Annotated in this window: 17 protein-coding genes; all 17 read left to right on the top strand. The window is 56.6% G+C overall.

Annotation, left to right across the window (positions count from 1 at the left end):
- Positions 1 to 71: 71 nt before the first annotated feature.
- Complete coding sequence (serC, locus tag AB9L16_RS18135) at positions 72 to 1,157, top strand: 3-phosphoserine/phosphohydroxythreonine transaminase (RefSeq protein WP_038860448.1); 1,086 nt, start codon at positions 72 to 74, stop codon at positions 1,155 to 1,157.
- Complete coding sequence (gene pheA / locus AB9L16_RS18130; RefSeq protein WP_016770924.1) at positions 1,157 to 2,251, top strand: prephenate dehydratase; 1,095 nt, start codon at positions 1,157 to 1,159, stop codon at positions 2,249 to 2,251. The genes serC and pheA overlap by 1 nt, the downstream gene beginning before the upstream one ends.
- Positions 2,252 to 2,264: 13 nt before the next feature.
- Entirely contained in the window at positions 2,265 to 3,377 is a 1,113-nt protein-coding gene (gene hisC / locus AB9L16_RS18125) for a histidinol-phosphate transaminase (protein ID WP_310217594.1), read from the top strand.
- A gap of 28 nt (positions 3,378 to 3,405) precedes the next feature.
- On the top strand, positions 3,406 to 5,613 hold the full coding sequence (locus AB9L16_RS18120; RefSeq protein WP_375122508.1) for a bifunctional prephenate dehydrogenase/3-phosphoshikimate 1-carboxyvinyltransferase: 2,208 nt from the start codon (positions 3,406 to 3,408) through the stop codon (positions 5,611 to 5,613).
- The gene (gene cmk, locus AB9L16_RS18115; RefSeq protein WP_056788351.1) at positions 5,610 to 6,299 is read left to right on the top strand and encodes a (d)CMP kinase; all 690 of its coding nucleotides are present in this window, start codon (positions 5,610 to 5,612) and stop codon (positions 6,297 to 6,299) included. The genes AB9L16_RS18120 and cmk overlap by 4 nt, the downstream gene beginning before the upstream one ends.
- A 119-nt stretch (positions 6,300 to 6,418) precedes the next feature.
- Positions 6,419 to 8,104: a 30S ribosomal protein S1 gene (gene rpsA, locus AB9L16_RS18110; RefSeq protein WP_016770920.1), complete on the top strand. Its 1,686-nt coding sequence runs from the start codon at positions 6,419 to 6,421 to the stop codon at positions 8,102 to 8,104.
- A gap of 192 nt (positions 8,105 to 8,296) precedes the next feature.
- Entirely contained in the window at positions 8,297 to 8,575 is a 279-nt protein-coding gene (locus AB9L16_RS18105; protein ID WP_375122507.1) for a hypothetical protein, read from the top strand.
- 152 nt (positions 8,576 to 8,727) lie between these two features.
- The gene (gene ihfB / locus AB9L16_RS18100) at positions 8,728 to 9,024 is read left to right on the top strand and encodes an integration host factor subunit beta (RefSeq protein ID WP_007950920.1); all 297 of its coding nucleotides are present in this window, start codon (positions 8,728 to 8,730) and stop codon (positions 9,022 to 9,024) included.
- A 30-nt stretch (positions 9,025 to 9,054) separates the two neighbouring features.
- A complete protein-coding gene (locus AB9L16_RS18095; protein WP_041478280.1) occupies positions 9,055 to 9,294 on the top strand; it encodes a LapA family protein in 240 nt (79 codons plus the stop codon).
- A gap of 222 nt (positions 9,295 to 9,516) precedes the next feature.
- Entirely contained in the window at positions 9,517 to 10,593 is a 1,077-nt protein-coding gene (gene rfbB / locus AB9L16_RS18090; RefSeq protein WP_375122506.1) for a dTDP-glucose 4,6-dehydratase, read from the top strand.
- Positions 10,590 to 11,483: a dTDP-4-dehydrorhamnose reductase gene (gene rfbD, locus AB9L16_RS18085; protein WP_375122505.1), complete on the top strand. Its 894-nt coding sequence runs from the start codon at positions 10,590 to 10,592 to the stop codon at positions 11,481 to 11,483. Before rfbB ends, rfbD begins: the two co-directional genes overlap by 4 nt.
- Complete coding sequence (gene rfbA / locus AB9L16_RS18080; protein WP_375122504.1) at positions 11,480 to 12,370, top strand: glucose-1-phosphate thymidylyltransferase RfbA; 891 nt, start codon at positions 11,480 to 11,482, stop codon at positions 12,368 to 12,370. The genes rfbD and rfbA overlap by 4 nt, the downstream gene beginning before the upstream one ends.
- Positions 12,371 to 12,426: 56 nt before the next feature.
- Positions 12,427 to 13,350, top strand: a complete 924-nt coding sequence (locus tag AB9L16_RS18075; protein ID WP_375122503.1) for a glycosyltransferase — start codon at positions 12,427 to 12,429, stop codon at positions 13,348 to 13,350.
- Positions 13,347 to 14,309, top strand: coding sequence for a UDP-glucose 4-epimerase family protein (locus tag AB9L16_RS18070; RefSeq protein ID WP_375123777.1), 963 nt, complete (start codon positions 13,347 to 13,349; stop codon positions 14,307 to 14,309). The genes AB9L16_RS18075 and AB9L16_RS18070 overlap by 4 nt, the downstream gene beginning before the upstream one ends.
- Before the next feature lie 312 nt (positions 14,310 to 14,621).
- Positions 14,622 to 15,629 carry a glycosyltransferase family 2 protein gene (locus AB9L16_RS18065; RefSeq protein ID WP_375122502.1) on the top strand — a complete coding sequence of 336 codons (1,008 nt, stop codon included), beginning with the start codon at positions 14,622 to 14,624 and terminating at the stop codon, positions 15,627 to 15,629.
- A 117-nt stretch (positions 15,630 to 15,746) separates the two neighbouring features.
- Positions 15,747 to 16,565 (top strand): ABC transporter permease, encoded by an 819-nt coding sequence (locus AB9L16_RS18060; protein ID WP_375122501.1) that lies wholly within the window; start codon positions 15,747 to 15,749, stop codon positions 16,563 to 16,565.
- Positions 16,555 to 17,922 carry an ABC transporter ATP-binding protein gene (locus AB9L16_RS18055; RefSeq protein WP_375122500.1) on the top strand — a complete coding sequence of 456 codons (1,368 nt, stop codon included), beginning with the start codon at positions 16,555 to 16,557 and terminating at the stop codon, positions 17,920 to 17,922. The genes AB9L16_RS18060 and AB9L16_RS18055 overlap by 11 nt, the downstream gene beginning before the upstream one ends.
- The last annotated feature ends 2 nt before the right edge of the window (positions 17,923 to 17,924 follow it).

Here is a 17,924-nt window from a genome sequence, read left to right as displayed (position 1 = left end):
CTCCCACAGGGCCATGTTGATCGGTAGTGTGATTTATTGCGTGATACCACCAAATCAGAGCGAGATTGGATGTGAGCAAGCGAGCCTATAACTTCTGCGCCGGTCCGGCGGCGCTGCCTGAAGCTGTCCTGCAGCGCGCCCAGGGTGAACTCCTTGATTGGCACGGCAAGGGTCTGTCGGTCATGGAAATGAGCCATCGCAGCGATGAGTTCGTGTCCATTGCCACCCAGGCCGAGCAGGATCTGCGTGACCTGCTGAATATCCCGTCGAACTACAAAGTGCTGTTTCTGCAGGGCGGCGCCAGCCAGCAGTTCGCGCAGATCCCGCTGAACCTGTTGCCTGAAGGCGGCTCGGCCGACTACATCGACACCGGTATCTGGTCGCAGAAAGCCATCGAAGAAGCCTCGCGCTATGGCCACGTCAACGTTGCTGCCACTGCCAAGCCTTACGACTATTTCGCCATCCCCGGCCAGAACGAGTGGAACCTGTCGAAAGACGCCGCTTACGTTCACTACGCGCCGAACGAAACCATCGGCGGCCTGGAATTCCAGTGGATCCCGCAAACCGGTGACGTGCCGCTGGTCGCCGACATGTCTTCCGACATCCTCTCGCGCCCGGTCGATATTTCGCGATTCGGCATGATCTACGCCGGCGCGCAGAAGAACATCGGCCCGAGCGGCATCGTCGTCAACATCATTCGCGAAGACTTGCTCGGCAAGGCCCGCTCGCTGTGCCCGACTATGCTCAACTACAAGGTCGCGGCCGATAACGGCTCGATGTACAACACCCCGCCGACCCTAGCCTGGTACTTGTCCGGCCTGGTATTCCAGTGGCTGAAAGAGCAGGGCGGCGTCGAAGCGATCGCCAAACTCAACGACGTCAAGCAGCGCACGCTGTACGACTTCATCGATGCCAGCGGCCTCTACAGCAACCCGATCAACAAGTCGGATCGCTCGTGGATGAACGTGCCGTTCCGTCTGGCTGACGATCGTCTGGACAAGCCGTTCCTCGCTGGTGCCGACGAGCGCGGCCTGCTCAATCTCAAGGGCCACCGCTCGGTGGGTGGCATGCGCGCCTCCATCTACAACGCCGTCGACATCACCGCGGTCAACGCGCTGGTAGCGTACATGGCGGAATTCGAGAAGGAACACGGCTGATGTCCGAGCAAGAACTCAAGGCACTGCGCGTTCGCATCGACGCTCTGGACACCAAAGTTCTGGAGCTGATCAGTGAGCGTGCGCGTTGCGCCCAGGAAGTCGCCCGCGTGAAGATGGCCTCGCTGGCCGAAGGCGAAGTGCCGGTGTTCTATCGTCCTGAGCGCGAAGCTCAGGTGCTCAAACGGGTGATGGAGCGCAACCAGGGGCCGCTGGGCAACGAAGAGATGGCGCGGTTGTTCCGCGAAATCATGTCGTCGTGCCTGGCGCTGGAGCAGCCACTGAAAGTGGCGTATCTCGGCCCTGAAGGTACGTTCACCCAAGCGGCAGCGATGAAACACTTCGGCCACGCTGTGATCAGCAAGCCGATGGCGGCAATCGACGAAGTGTTCCGCGAAGTCGCCGCCGGTGCGGTGAATTTCGGCGTGGTGCCGGTGGAAAACTCCACCGAAGGCGCGGTCAACCACACGCTGGACAGCTTCCTCGAGCACGACATGGTGATCTGTGGCGAAGTCGAGCTGCGCATCCACCATCATCTGCTGGTCGGCGAAAATACCAAGACCGACAGTATCAGCCGCATCTACTCCCACGCGCAGTCGCTGGCCCAGTGCCGCAAGTGGCTGGACGCGCATTACCCGAATGTCGAACGCGTCGCGGTGTCGAGCAACGCCGAAGCGGCCAAACGGGTCAAGGGTGAGTGGAATTCGGCAGCGATCGCTGGCGACATGGCGGCAGGGCTGTATGGCCTGACGCGTCTGGCCGAGAAGATCGAAGATCGCCCGGACAACTCGACCCGCTTCCTGATGATCGGTAACCAGGAAGTGCCGCCGACCGGCGACGACAAGACCTCGATCATCGTGTCGATGAGCAACAAGCCCGGCGCGCTCCATGAGCTGCTGGTGCCGTTCCACGACAATGGCATCGACCTGACCCGCATCGAAACCCGTCCGTCGCGCAGCGGCAAATGGACCTACGTGTTCTTCATTGACTTTGTCGGCCACCACCGTGATCCGTTGATCAAAGGTGTGCTGGAAAAGATCAGTCAGGAAGCAGTAGCACTCAAAGTGCTGGGTTCCTACCCGAAAGCAGTTCTCTAAGGGGCGGTAGCAAATGAGTGGCAACTTCCTCGCTCTGGCACAGCCGGGCGTGCAACAACTTTCGCCGTACGTTCCGGGCAAGCCTGTGGACGAACTGGCGCGCGAGCTGGATCTGGATCCGGCAAAAATCGTCAAACTGGCGAGCAACGAAAACCCATTGGGCGCCAGCCCGAAGGCATTGGCGGCGATCCGCGAAGAGCTGGCCGAGCTGACCCGCTACCCGGACGGCAATGGTTTCGCCCTGAAGTCTCTGCTTGCCGAGCAGTGCCGTGTCGAGCTGAATCAGGTCACGCTGGGCAACGGCTCCAACGACATTCTTGAGCTGGTCGCCCGTGCCTATCTGGCGCCGGGCCTGAACGCGGTATTCAGCGAACATGCATTCGCTGTGTATCCGATTGCTACCCAAGCTGTCGGTGCGCAGGCCAAAGTCGTTCCAGCCAAAGACTGGGGCCATGACCTGCCGGCGATGCTTGCGGCCATCGATGCCAACACCCGCGTGGTGTTCATCGCCAACCCGAACAACCCGACCGGTACCTGGTTCGGCGCCGAAGCGCTGGACGAATTCCTGCAGGACGTTCCCGAGCATGTGCTGGTAGTCCTCGACGAGGCTTACATCGAGTACGCCGAAGGCAGCGATTTGCCGGACGGTCTCGACTTCCTCGCGGCGTACCCGAACCTGCTGGTGTCGCGCACCTTCTCCAAGGCCTATGGTCTGGCCGCGCTGCGCGTCGGTTATGGCTTGTCGACGCCTGTGGTGGCAGACGTGCTGAACCGCGTTCGCCAGCCGTTCAATGTCAACAGCCTCGCCTTGGCGGCGGCGTGTGCGGCGCTGAAAGACGAGGAATATCTGGCGCAAAGCCGTCAGCTCAACGAAGCCGGCATGCAGCAGTTGCAGGCGGGTTTCCGTGAGCTGGGACTGAGCTGGATCGAGTCCAAAGGCAACTTCATCTGTGTCGATCTCGGCCAGGTCGCGGCGCCGATTTTCCAGGGCTTGCTGCGCGAAGGCGTGATCGTGCGTCCGGTGGCCAATTACGGCATGCCGGACCACCTGCGGGTGACCATCGGTCTGCCGGCGGAAAACAGCCGTTTCCTCGAGGCGCTGCGCAAGGTTCTGGCTCGTGGTTGATGTCACTGCGCTGCAACCTGTTGCACCTATGATCGGTCGCCTTGTGGTGGTCGGTCTGGGGTTGATCGGTGGTTCGTTTGCCAAGGGTTTGCGTGAAAGCGGCCTGTGCCGTGAGGTGGTCGGTGTTGATCTCGACCCGCAATCGCGCAAGCTCGCGGTCGAATTGGGTGTGGTTGATCGCTGCGAAGACGATTTGGCGGCGGCTTGCGTCGGTGCCGATGTGATTCAGCTGGCGGTGCCGATTCTGGCCATGGAAAAGCTGCTCGCGCGTCTGGCTGTCATGGATCTGGGGCAGGCGATTCTTACGGATGTCGGCAGCGCCAAAGGCAACGTGGTGCGCGCGGCGACCGAGGCGTTCGGCGGCATGCCGGCGCGCTTCGTCCCCGGGCACCCGATTGCCGGTTCCGAGCAGAGCGGGGTGGAAGCCTCGAATGCCGAGCTGTTCCGCCGGCACAAGGTGATCCTGACGCCGCTCGAGCAGACCGATCCTGCCGCGCTGGCGCTGGTCGATCGCCTGTGGCGCGAACTGGGCGCCGATGTCGAGCACATGCAGGTCGAGCGTCACGATGAAGTGCTGGCCGCGACCAGTCATCTGCCGCACCTGCTGGCTTTCGGCCTGGTCGATTCATTGGCCAAGCGCAATGAAAATCTGGAGATCTTCCGTTACGCTGCCGGTGGTTTTCGCGATTTCACAAGAATCGCCGGAAGCGACCCGGTGATGTGGCACGACATCTTCCTCGCCAACCGCGAGGCTGTCCTGCGCACACTCGATACATTTCGCAGCGACCTCGACGCCTTGCGCGACGCGGTCGATGCAGGGGATGGGCACCAATTGTTGGGCGTTTTCACGCGCGCCCGGGTTGCCCGCGAGCATTTCAGTAAAATTCTGGCCCGCAGGGCCTATGTGGACGCTATGAATTCCAACGATCTGATCTTCCTGGCTCAACCTGGTGGCCGCCTGTCCGGTCGGATTCGCGTACCGGGTGACAAATCGATTTCCCACCGTTCGATCATGCTCGGCTCGCTGGCCGAAGGCGTCACCGAAGTCGAAGGCTTCCTTGAGGGCGAAGACGCCCTGGCGACCTTGCAGGCGTTTCGCGACATGGGCGTGGTCATCGAAGGCCCGCAGCACGGCCGCGTTACCATCCACGGTGTCGGCCTGCACGGTCTGAAACCTGCGCCGGGCCCGATCTATCTGGGCAACTCTGGCACCTCGATGCGTCTGCTCTCTGGCCTGCTGGCGGCGCAGAACTTCGACAGCACCTTGACCGGCGACGCTTCGCTGTCCAAGCGTCCGATGAATCGCGTGGCTAATCCTTTGCGAGAAATGGGCGCCGTGATCGAAACCGCTGCCGAAGGTCGTCCACCGATGACCATTCGCGGTGGCCATAAGCTCAAGGGCCTGACCTACACCATGCCGATGGCCAGTGCCCAGGTGAAATCCTGCCTGCTGCTTGCCGGTCTCTATGCTGAAGGCAAGACCACGGTGACCGAGCCTGCACCGACCCGCGACCACACCGAGCGCATGCTGCGCGGCTTCGGCTACCCGGTCAGCGTCGACGGCGCCACGGCTTCGGTCGAGTCCGGCGGCAAGCTCACCGCGACTCACATCGAAGTGCCGGGCGATATCTCGTCGTCGGCGTTTTTCCTCGTCGCGGCCTCGATCGCCGAGGGTTCCGAGCTGGTGCTCGAGCACGTTGGCATCAACCCGACCCGTACTGGCGTGATCGATATCCTGCGACTGATGGGCGCCGATATCACTCTGGAAAACCAGCGTGAAGTGGGCGGCGAGCCAGTGGCTGATTTGCGCGTGCGGGCAGCTAAACTCAAAGGTATCGAGATTCCGGAAGCGCTGGTGCCGCTGGCGATCGACGAATTCCCGGTCCTGTTCATCGCTGCTGCATGCGCCGAAGGGCGGACCGTGCTGACCGGCGCCGAAGAGCTGCGAGTCAAGGAATCCGACCGGATTCAGGTCATGGCGGACGGCTTGCTGGCGCTGGGCGTCAAGTGCGAACCGACCCCGGACGGCATCATCATCGACGGCGGCCAGATCGGCGGCGGTGAAGTGCACGGTCACGGCGACCACCGTATCGCCATGGCCTTCAGCGTTGCCTCGTTGCGCGCTACCGCACCGATCCGCATCCATGATTGCGCCAACGTCGCGACCTCGTTCCCCAACTTCCTCGCGCTGTGCGGGCAAGTCGGCATTCGTGTGGCACAAGAGGCTCAGTCGTGAAAAACATTGCACCGGTCATCACCATCGATGGGCCAAGCGGCTCCGGCAAAGGCACGGTCGCCGGGATTCTGGCCAAGCGTCTGGGCTGGAACCTGCTGGATTCCGGTGCGCTTTATCGCTTGCTCGCGTTTGCTGCGCATAACCATGGCGTCGACCTGACCAATGAAGAGCTGCTGAAGACATTGGCCGCTCATCTGGATGTGCAGTTCATCGCCGCGACCGAAGGTCAGCTGCAGCGGATCATTCTCGAAGGCGACGAAGTCAGCGATGTCATTCGCACCGAAAGCGTCGGTTCCGGGGCCTCGCAAGTGGCTGCGCTGCCCGCCGTACGCGAGGCGCTGCTGCAGCGCCAGCGTGCGTTTCAGGAAGCGCCGGGTCTGGTGGCGGACGGTCGCGACATGGGCACGGTGGTATTTCCGGGTGCACCGCTGAAGATTTTCCTCACCGCCAGTGCCGAGGAGCGGGCGCGCCGTCGATATTTGCAGTTGAAGGGCAAAGTCGAGGGTGTTAGTCTGTCGAGTCTGCTAGATGAGATCCGTGCACGCGATGAGCGTGACACCCAGCGCGCAGTAGCCCCGCTCAAGCCGGCGGCCGACGCGATTCAGCTGGATTCAACGGAGCTTTCCATCGATCAGGTGCTTGAACGCATCATGAGCGAGATCGCCATTCGCGATATCGCCGGGTGACCAAGAAGGCCGCAGGGGACCAGTCATAGTCCTGCGGTGCTTCTTTTAAATGAAACTAACCCACACCGTCTGGGGTGTGGAGATGGGCGTTTACTTCGCCCTCATCTACAGGAATTAAAATGAGCGAAAGCTTTGCGGAACTCTTTGAAGAAAGCCTGAAAACCCTGAACCTTCAGGCAGGCTCCATCATCACCGGTGTTATCGTTGATATCGATTACCAGGCTCGCTGGGTAACCGTTCACGCTGGTCTGAAGTCTGAAGCACTCATCCCGCTTGAGCAGTTCTACAACGATGCTGGCGAACTGAACATCAACGTTGGTGATGAAGTTCACGTTGCTCTGGATTCGGTTGAAGACGGCTTTGGCGAAACCAAGCTGTCCCGTGAAAAAGCCAAGCGCGCTGAATGCTGGATCGTTCTGGAAGCAGCCTTCGCAGCCGAGGAAGTGGTCAAGGGCGTTATCAACGGTAAGGTTAAAGGCGGCTTCACTGTCGACGTTAACGGCATCCGTGCGTTCCTGCCAGGTTCCCTGGTTGACGTCCGTCCAGTGCGCGACACCACGCACCTGGAAGGCAAAGAGCTGGAATTCAAGGTCATCAAGCTGGACCAGAAGCGCAACAACGTTGTCGTTTCCCGTCGCAGCGTCCTCGAAGCCGAGAACTCCGCCGAGCGTGAAGCTCTGCTGGAATCCCTGCAGGAAGGCCAGCAAGTCAAAGGTATCGTCAAAAACCTCACCGATTACGGCGCATTCGTCGATCTGGGTGGCGTGGACGGCCTGCTGCACATCACCGACATGGCCTGGAAGCGCATCAAGCATCCTTCCGAGATCGTCAACGTTGGTGACGAAATCGACGTCAAGGTTCTGAAATACGATCGCGAACGCAACCGTGTTTCCCTGGGCCTGAAGCAACTGGGCGAAGATCCATGGGTTGCTATCAAAGCCCGTTACCCAGAAGGCACTCGCGTTACCGCTCGTGTTACCAACCTGACCGACTACGGCTGCTTCGCTGAGCTGGAAGAAGGCGTTGAAGGTCTGGTACACGTTTCGGAAATGGACTGGACCAACAAGAACATCCACCCTTCGAAAGTCGTACAAGTCGGCGACGAAGTGGAAGTCATGGTTCTGGACATCGACGAAGAGCGTCGTCGTATCTCCCTGGGCATCAAGCAGTGCAAGTCGAACCCATGGGAAGACTTCTCTGGCCAGTTCAACAAGGGCGACAAGATCTCCGGCACCATCAAGTCGATCACCGATTTCGGTATCTTCATTGGTCTGGACGGCGGCATCGACGGTCTGGTTCACCTGTCCGACATCTCCTGGAACGAAGTGGGCGAAGAAGCCGTACGTCGTTTCAAGAAGGGCGACGAGCTGGACACTGTCATCCTGTCGGTTGACCCAGAGCGCGAGCGCATCTCCCTGGGCATCAAGCAACTGGAAAGCGATCCGTTCTCCGAGTACGTCTCGGTTAACGACAAGGGCGCTATCGTGACCGGTACCGTGAAAGAAGTTGACGCCAAAGGCGCCATCATCGTTCTGGCCGACGACATCGAAGCTACCCTGAAAGCCTCCGAAATCAGCCGTGACCGCGTTGAAGACGCGCGCAACGTTCTGAAAGAAGGCCAGGAAGTTGAAGCCAAGATCATCAGCGTTGATCGCAAGAGCCGCGTAATCCAGCTCTCGATCAAGTCGAAAGACGATGCTGAAGAGAAAGAAGCCATCCAGAGCCTGAAAGCAGCTCCGGAAGGTGAAGCAGCTGACACCACTATGGCGGCACTGCTGCGTCAAGCAATGGCCAAACAGAACTGAGTTCTGCTTGATCATTAAAAAGGGCGACTTCGGTCGCCCTTTTTTGTGCCTGCGATTTGGCTCTTGTACGTCCGTGCATGAAACCAATGGCTTCGCCTGCGGGTCTGTTTCTTTAATCGGATCAATCGCCTATTCGCGACTAAGCTTGATCTTGAGTATTAGTCGTCAGGCTTGCCTGGCATAAGGAAGTGGATGAACAAGTTATTTGTTGTTGTGGTGGTCCTGGCGCTGGCAGGTTGCACCACCAGCGCGAAAACCCATGCGGTGCGCGGCGTCAGTGGTATCGAGGTCGATTGCTCCGGGTTGGGGTCCGGTTGGGAAAAGTGCCAGAAGCGTGCAGCGAAGGAGTGCAAAGGTAAGGGCTACAAGGTCATCACCCGCTCTGATGATGCGAAAGATGAAGATGAATACCCGTTTGGCTTCAATCCCGCAGGCTTTGTAACCCGGACCATGCTGGTGATGTGTCGTTAAGTGAGCAGCGATCCGACTCGCTAGGGAATGCCCTGAAAATGGGCGTTTTGACCGCGGGAGATATATGTCAATCCCTGGGCTGTTCAAATTCTTCCGGGCATGCTAAAACCTTTCAAGCGCTGATCTAGCTGCTTGAAAAAGAAGGGAAAAATATGACGAAGTCGGAGTTGATCGAACGAATTGTCACCCATCAAGGGCTACTCTCATCCAAGGATGTGGAGCTGGCCATCAAGACCATGCTTGAACAAATGTCTCAGTGCCTCGCCACCGGTGATCGTATCGAGATCCGTGGATTTGGCAGCTTCTCCCTGCACTATCGCGCACCGCGCGTCGGCCGCAACCCGAAAACCGGCCAGTCGGTAAGTCTGGACGGTAAATTCGTGCCGCATTTCAAGCCGGGCAAGGAATTGCGTGATCGCGTGAACGAGGAAGAGGAGGAGGGCGCTTGATCTTCGCTATTCAAATTCAAGGGGGCGTGAATGCGTAACCTGAAACGCATACTGCTTGGCGTTTTTCTTCTGCTGATGGTTCTGGTTGTGCTGGCGTTTGTGCTGGAAAACCAGCAATCGGTTTCGCTTTTGTTTCTGGGTTTTACCGGCCCGCAGTTGCCGGTGTCGGTTGTTGCAGTGTTGGCGTTGCTGATTGGTATGTTGATTGGTCCTGTGTTGGGCTGGTTTCTGGGGCGCTCGTCCAGAGCTGCACGCAAGCGAGTGGTGTGAAAACGACAGGCGCACGGCATCTGTCGAAATTGCGCCTCAGCCTGTCTTTATCCATTAGTAAAACCATCATTAAGCTGTAAAATGCGTCCCTTGTTCGATCGTGCCTTCATGCATGTCGATTCAGACTGACTCTGACGGATGCCAACTGATAGTGGCTCTGCATTCATGGATTAGACCGCGCTCTCTGGCAGCGCTGTCCGCAGCTCAAGGGTATCGCTTCGCGTGAAAATTCTAGTTACCGGCGGCGCCGGCTTCATTGGCTCGGCAGTCATCCGTTACATCATCTCCAACACTGCCGATGCGGTCGTCAACGTCGATAAGTTGACTTACGCCGGCAATCTGGAGTCGCTGGCAGAGGTCAGCCAGAATTCGCGTTACGCCTTCGAGCGCGTCGATATCTGCGATCGTGACCAGATCGACCGCGTCCTGCGTGATCACCAACCTGATGCAATCATGCACCTGGCCGCAGAATCCCACGTTGACCGCTCGATCTCCGGCCCGTCCGAGTTCATCCAGACCAACATTATTGGCACTTACACACTCCTAGAAGCTGCGCGCCATTACTGGGCTGCTCTGGATGACACGCGCAAAGCCAATTTCCGCTTCCACCACATCTCGACTGACGAAGTTTACGGAGACCTCGAAGGTCCGGAAGACCTCTTCACCGAAACCACACCTTACCAGCCAAGCTCGCCTTATTCGGCCAGCAAGGCCAGCTCCGACCACCTGGTCCGTGCCTGGGCCCGCACTTACGGCCTGCCGACACTGGTCACCAACTGCTCGAACAACTACGGCCCGTGCCACTTCCCTGAGAAGCTGATCCCGCTGATCATCCTCAACGCGCTGGAAGGCAAACCGCTGCCGGTGTACGGCAAAGGCAACCAGGTTCGTGACTGGCTGTATGTCGAAGATCACGCGCGCGCGCTTTATAAAGTCGTCACTGAAGGCGTCATCGGCGAGACTTATAACATCGGTGGTCATAACGAAAAACAAAACATCGAAGTAGTGCATACCCTGTGTGCGTTGCTGGATGAATTGCGTCCTGATTCGGCCCACCGTCCGCATGCCAGCCTGATCACTTATGTTCAGGATCGTCCAGGCCATGATGTGCGTTATGCAATCGACGCGAGCAAGATTCAGCGTGAACTGGGCTGGACACCGGAAGAGACTTTCGAGACTGGCATTCGCAAGACTGTCGAGTGGTATCTGACTAACACCGAGTGGGTTGAGCATGTGAAGAGCGGCAGCTACCAGCAGTGGATTGATCAGAACTATGCGGATCGCTCGAATAAAGCATGAAGATCCTACTCCTAGGAAAGAACGGTCAGGTGGGCTGGGAGCTGCAACGTTCCCTGGCTCCGCTAGGTGAACTGGTCGCTCTTGATCGTCACCTTGTTGATGGCCTCAGCGGTGATCTGTCGAATCTTGAATGCTTGCGTGCAACGATTCGTCAGATAAAGCCTGACGTTATTGTTAATGCTGCTGCTTATACGGCGGTCGACAAAGCTGAGTCGGAAACCGAGTTGGCGGATTGCGTGAATGGCCTTGCGAGTGGCGTGATGGCGGAAGAAGCCGCATCGCTGGGCGCGTGGCTGGTTCACTACTCAACGGATTATGTTTTCAGTGGTCAAGGCGTCATGCCATGGCAGGAGACAGACCCTGTTGCGCCGGTGAACCATTACGGCGCCAGTAAGCTCACCGGTGAGCAGGCAATTATCGCATCGGGTTGCAACCATCTGATCTTCCGCACCAGTTGGGTATACGGCGCTCGCGGCAATAACTTCGCGAAGACCATGCTGCGCTTGGCCAAAGATCGCGAAACGTTGAGCGTGATTGCAGATCAGATCGGAGCGCCGACCGGGGCTGATCTGATTGCTGACGTTACGGCACTGGCTATCCAGCAAGTTATAAAGCGTCCAGAGTTGGCCGGTCTCTACCACTTGGCCGCTGCTGGCGAAGTGTCCTGGCATGGATATGCCAGTCTTGTAATCGACTTTGCAAAAGCCCAAGGTGAGGAGTTGGCTGTGAAAACGGTCAGTCCTATCGAAACGACTGCATATCCGACACCTGCACGCCGCCCTCTGAACTCACGTTTGAATACTCAGAAGCTGCGCGACCATTTTTCTCTACACTTGCCGGATTGGCAAAGTGGTGTGACCCGAATGCTTAGGGAAGTTCTGAACAAATGACCACGATAAATCGTAAAGGCATCATCCTCGCCGGTGGTTCGGGAACCCGACTGCACCCGCTGACGTTGGGCGTCTCCAAGCAGATGCTGCCGATCTACGACAAGCCGATGATTTTTTATCCGTTGTCAGTGCTGATGCTCGCGGGAATGCGTGAGATATTGATTATTTCCACTCCGGAAGATTTACCGAATTTCCGTAAGTTGCTCGGTGATGGCAGTCGTTACGGCATCCAGTTGACCTACGCAGTTCAGCCAAGTCCTGACGGTCTGGCGCAGGCTTTTGTCATTGGCGAAGAATTCATTGGTACAGATCCGGTCTGCCTGATCCTGGGAGATAACATATTCTATGGTCAGCACTTTTCCGATAATCTGCGAGCGGCCAGCACTCGCCTGCAGGGAGCAACAGTCTTCGGATACCATGTTTCCGACCCGGAGCGTTTTGGTGTTGTGGAGTTTGATAGTGCGGGCAAAGCCCTGAGTATCGAGGAAAAACCGCTGAAGCCGAAATCCAGTTACGCAGTAACAGGCTTGTATTTCTACGACAATCAAGTGGTCGAGATCGCCAAGAAGATCAAGCCATCAGAGCGTGGCGAACTGGAAATTACCGACGTGAACCGCGCTTACCTCGAGCAGCAGACGCTCAATGTCGAAATGCTCGGGCGTGGATTTGCCTGGCTGGATACCGGTACTCATGACTCACTGCTTGAGGCCAGTCACTTTGTCCATACCATTGAACAGCGTCAGGGGCTAAAAGTCGCCTGTCTTGAAGAGATCGCCTATCACAATGATTGGATCACTGCTGCTCAGTTGGGTGAGCAGGCTGAAGCTCTGAAGAAGACCGGCTACGGGCAATACCTGCAGAAATTGCTGGACTCTCCTTCTCACTGATTCGAAAAGACGAATAGTTTTGAGTTAGGTATTCAACCGGTGTCGGCAGGAGATCTATGCCAGTAAACAATCCAAAGGTTGCAGTTCTGCTGGCGGCATTCAATGGAATGCAATGGATCGAAGAACAGCTGGATTCAATTCTCGATCAGGTTGGTATCGACTTAACCGTTTTTATCAGTATTGACTGCTCAGTCGATGAAACCGAGTCGTGGTGCCATGCCTATGCGGCTCGGCACGCCGGTGTCATGGTATTGGCGGCGGACGGGCCTTTCGGTGGAGCTTCGCGAAATTTCTTCAGATTGATACGTGATGCGACCATCGAAGATTTCGACTTCATCGCATTCTCTGATCAGGACGATGTCTGGTACCCAAACAAGCTTGCGCGAGCAATTCAGACAATTCGTACCCGACAAGTCGACGCCTATTCGAGCAACGTCATTGCATTTTGGCCAGATGGTCGAACGCATTTACTGGATAAGGCTCAGCCCCAGACTGCTTGGGATTTCCTGTTCGAAGCAGCGGGGCCTGGTTGTACATATGTGTTGAGTCAACGACTGGCGAGTGTGCTTAAAGCCGCCATGCTCACTGATTGGGAAGAGTTGCAATGTGTCACTCTTCACGATTGGTACTTCTATGCGTTTGCCCGGAGCCGGGGATTCAAATGGTTCATTGATGATCAGCCTTCAATGGGGTACCGCCAGCATGAGCGAAACCAAGTGGGCGCAAATACTGGAGTCAATTCGTTGATTGCCCGCTATAAGAGTATCCATGACGGGTGGTGGTTTTCCCAGGTCAAGATAATTGCTCGTTTGGTCGGAGTCGCGAATGATCCGTTTGTCAGGAGCTGGTTTTCGTTGGCACGTTGGCAGTTGCTTAGGCTTTCGCTAAGCGCGTGGCAATGTCGACGCCGGTTGCGGGACAAGCTTTTTTTCTTTTGTGTGTGCTGGGCTACAGCGGCAATCGGACAGAAATCCAGATGAGCAATCCTCGCGTGTTAGTGACCGGTGCCTCCGGATTTCTTGGTGAAGCTGTTGTGCTGCGTTTACTCATGGATAAGCAATTTACGCCTATCGCGGCCATCCGTGGTGAATCCAGACTCGGTGGACTTTGTCCTGTGGTCGCACTCGATTTGGCCGGACCATCTGCTTTGCCTGTTGTGGAAGGGGTCGAAGTGGTTGTTCATTGTGCAGCGCGAGTGCACGTCATGGATGATGTGTCTGCAGACCCGTTGGAAGCATTTCGAAAGATAAACGTTCAGGGCACAGAGCGCCTCGCCCGCCATGCGGCAGAGTCAGGCGTCAAACGATTCATTTTTATCAGCTCGATCAAGGTCAATGGTGAGCTGACTTGGCCGGGAGCAGCCTTTTGCGCGGACGATTCACCCGCACCGGTCGATCCTTATGGAATATCCAAATTCGAGGCTGAGCAGGCGCTCGGAAAAATCGGCCAGGACACCGGTATGGAAATCGTCATCATTCGACCACCACTGATTTATGGTCCCGGCGTCAAAGCTAACTTCGCCAAGATGATGCGGTGGCTTGAGCGCGGGATACCGCTTCCCTTCGGGGCGACAAACAATCGCCGCAGTCTAGTGGCGATCTGCAACATCGTACACTTGATAAAGGTTTGTATTAGTCATCCTGCTGCGGCCGGGCAAGTGTTTCTGGTGAGCGATGGCGAAGACCTTTCCACCTCGCATTTGCTCCGGCGCATGGCTGTCGCGCTCTGCGTGAAGCCGCGGCTGCTGCCTGTGCCCTCGTGGATATTGAATGCGAGTGCTGCGCTGATCGGGCGCGCGGACCTGGCCCAGCGTTTGTGCGGATCGTTACAGGTGGATATTGACAAAACTCGTGACCTGCTCGGCTGGCGCCCGGTGATCACTGTCGAACAGGCATTGCGAAAGACGGCAGGGCACCATGCTTCGACGCGTCGCGATTGAAACCTTGGCTCGCAGTAGCGGGCGGACGTTGGCAAACTGCCACCCTTTGTTGCCAGGGCGTGGCTTGGTACCCTACGGCCCTTGCGCAGTGGCGCCTGGATGGAATCCGGGAGGGCGATCAAGGCATGCAGTTTCCCCTGTCTGCAAGCTGCATCAAGGGATGAAAGCGACAATGTCACTGGGCTATCAAATGTCAAACCTTCGTCGTTATAATCGCGGATTTTTCTCGCCTCGTTCTGCCGAGTCCTTGTGTGGACGTAACGAACGAGCACATACAGTCGGAGTTTTATCATTTCAGCAACGGAGTGCTCGGTGGTAACCCCTCTATCCCCGGTTGACCAGTACCATGGTTTGGATCGCCGCTACCTGGATGAATGTGGGCAAAAAAACGCGGCGCATATGGGGTGTGTTGCAGTTCTTGTCTGTACTTTCAATGGCGAGCGTTTTCTGGTTCAACAACTGGAATCAATTGCGCGACAAACTTATCCTCATTGGTTTGTAGTGGTATCGGACGATGGTTCGACGGACTCCACGATGGCGTTGCTGCATGAATTCGGTGAGCGCTGGGGGCACGACCGGATAATGCTGCGCAAAGGGCCCGGTCGTGGGTACGCTGCCAACTTCCTGGCCGTTACTTGCGACGAGTCAATCGACGCTGACTTCTTCGCTTGGGCAGATCAAGACGACATCTGGAAGGAAAACAAGCTGGAGGTGGCTCTGCAGCGATTGATGGAAGTAGCGCCCGATACACCTTCATTGTATTGCGGCAGAACCGAGTTGATCGACGAGCACGGCGGCCGCATCGGTTTTTCACCGTTGTTCAAGCGCCCGGTGGGATTTGCCAATGCGCTCGTGCAGAGCGTCGGCGGTGGCAATACGATGGTGTTCAACGATGTCGCCCGGCAATTGTTTCAGTGCGCGGGATCAAGCCTGGATATCGTCTCCCACGACTGGTGGGCCTATCTTCTCGTCACCGGGGCGGGGGGACAGGTTTTTTATGATTCTTCTCCAACTGTTCTTTACCGACAGCATGATGCGAACCTGATCGGTTCGACGTCAGGCCTGATTGCACAGATGGGACGTTTACGCATGTTGTTCCGTGGCCGTTTCCGAGGCTGGAACCACAAGAATATGTTGGCGCTGGAAACGATCCGATTGCAGCTCAATGAAGAAAGCAGGATGAAGCTTGATCTTTTTCAGCGGGCGCGTCGCTCACGCGGAATGGCCCGATTCATCTGGTTACGACGATCCGGGGTTTACCGGCAATCCCTATGGGGCAACTTGGGACTGGTACTGGCGACGCTTTTCAATGGCATTTGACACACACCTTGCTCTGGCTCCTATCAGGAATAATCTTGTGGTAATTCACGTAGTCATGGATCGAGAGAGTTTGCTGAGCAAGCTGACCTCCCTCAGTCTTTTTGAGGTTTTAACGCAATGCTGAATTTTTCTACGTCACCGAAGGAGATGCTGGGCAGTTTCTGGCGCAATAAGGGGCTGATACGGGCATTGGTGCAGCGCGAGATCGTTGGACGGTATCGCGGCTCGATCATGGGTATGTTGTGGTCGTTGTTCAATCCGATCGTAATGCTGGTCATCTACACGTTTGTGTTCAGTGTCGTGTTCAAAGCGAGATGGAGTGTCGACAGCAGTTCGAAAACCGAGTTTGCGTTAATGCTGTTCGCTGGTCTGATTGTGTTCAACCTGTTTGCCGAGTGCATCAATCGAGGGCCAGCGCTGATAGTCGGGAACGTCAACTATGTGAAGAAGGTGGTATTCCCGCTGGAAATTCTGCCTTGGGTTACTTTAGGCGCGGCGATGTTTCACTTTCTTGTGAGCCTGATTGTGTGGTTGGTTGCCTATCTGATTTTCTTTGGCACGCTGCATTACACGGTTCTTCTCCTGCCGTTGTTCTTGGCGCCGTTGATGATCTTCGTCGTCGGATTGGTGTGGTTCCTTGCATCAATAGGCGTATATCTACGGGACGTCAGCCAGATCATCGGCGTCTGCACCTCAGTCCTGATGTTCCTTTCGCCAATCTTCTATCCGATCACCGCACTGCCGGAGCAGTATCGACACCTGCTGTTTCTGAATCCTCTGACACCTGCTATCGAAGATGCGCGAGCGCTGCTCTTCCGTGGTGAGCTACCCAGCTTCGTTCATCTTGGTTGCTACTACATCGCGGCAGCTCTAGTCTTCTGGCTGGGATTTGCGTGGTTCCAGAAAACGCGTAAAGGATTTGCCGATGTCCTCTAACACAGCGATCGCCGTTAACAACCTGAGCAAATGCTTTCATATCTACGATAAGCCGAGAGACAGGCTTCTGCAGATGTTCGCTCGTGGACGTAAACAATATTTCCGTGAATTCTGGGCTCTGCAGGATGTGTCCTTCACCATCGAAAGAGGCGAAACCGTTGGTATTCTGGGCCGTAACGGTAGCGGTAAGTCAACGCTGCTGCAGATGATCTGCGGCACGCTCAATCAGACGCATGGCGACATTCTGACCCATGGTCGAGTCGCAGCCTTGCTGGAGCTGGGCTCCGGGTTCAACCCGGAGTTCAGCGGCCGCGAGAACGTCTATATGAATGCGGCGGTGATGGGACTGACACGAGAGGAAACCGACGCCAGGTTTGCTGAAATCGAGGCGTTTGCGGAAATTGGCGAATTCATCGAACAGCCGGTCAAGACCTACTCCAGTGGCATGATGGTGCGCCTGGCGTTTGCAGTGGCCATTAATGTGGATCCGCAGATACTGATTGTCGACGAGGCTTTGTCCGTCGGTGATGAACTGTTTCAGCGTAAGTGCTTTGCGCGCATCGAGGCAATCAAGGCCAGTGGTGCCACGATTCTGTTCGTGTCCCACTCTGGTAGCGCGGTCATAGAGCTGTGTACTCGCGCTATTCTTCTCGATAAGGGCGAAAAGCTTGCTGAGGGAGTTCCGAAGGTCATTGTCGGCCAATATCAGAAGTTGTTGTACGCACCAGCTGACAAGGTTCTGGAAATTCGCGAATCGATCAAATCAGGTTCGCTGGAGCGACTTGAACTGGAGCGAGAGGCGCAGCGCTCGGCTGTTGCAGTCGAAGCTTCTCAGGCTATGGACAACGGGCTCGAAGAATACTTCGATCCTCATATTGTCTCCAAAAGCGTGATGTCCTACGAGTCCCATGGGGTTCTGATCAGCGATCCGCGCATCCTCAATGCCGCCGGCAAGCAGGTCAATTGTCTCAAGCGCGGCGACAGCTACCGCTACACCTACCGCGTAACGTTCGCGACAGGTGCCGTAGCTGTGCGCTTTGGCATGATGATCAAAACGCTGGCCGGCATTGAAATCGGTGGCGCGGCGAGTGCCGCCACTGCGCAGGACTCTTTAACTTACGTCGCTGCCGATGCGCAGGTCGACGTCGAATTCAAGTTTGAGTGCAACCTTAACCCAGGCACCTATTTCCTTAACTCGGGAGTGGTTGGTGTCATTGGAGAGGGCGAAACCTACCTGCATCGTCTTATCGACGCGTGCCTGTTCCGTGTTCTGCCGGAAACTGCGAGCACGGCGACGGGGACGGTGGATTTCAAATGTATTCCAGCTTTTACCATTTCAAGTGTTGAGCATAATTAATC

This window comes from Pseudomonas sp. LW8 (assembly GCF_041956865.1).
In the GTDB taxonomy this organism is placed as follows: Bacteria; Pseudomonadota; Gammaproteobacteria; order Pseudomonadales; family Pseudomonadaceae; genus Aquipseudomonas; species Aquipseudomonas siliginis.
The sequence above is the reverse complement of the archived record's forward strand: the minus strand, read 5'-3'. Positions and strand labels throughout refer to the sequence as shown.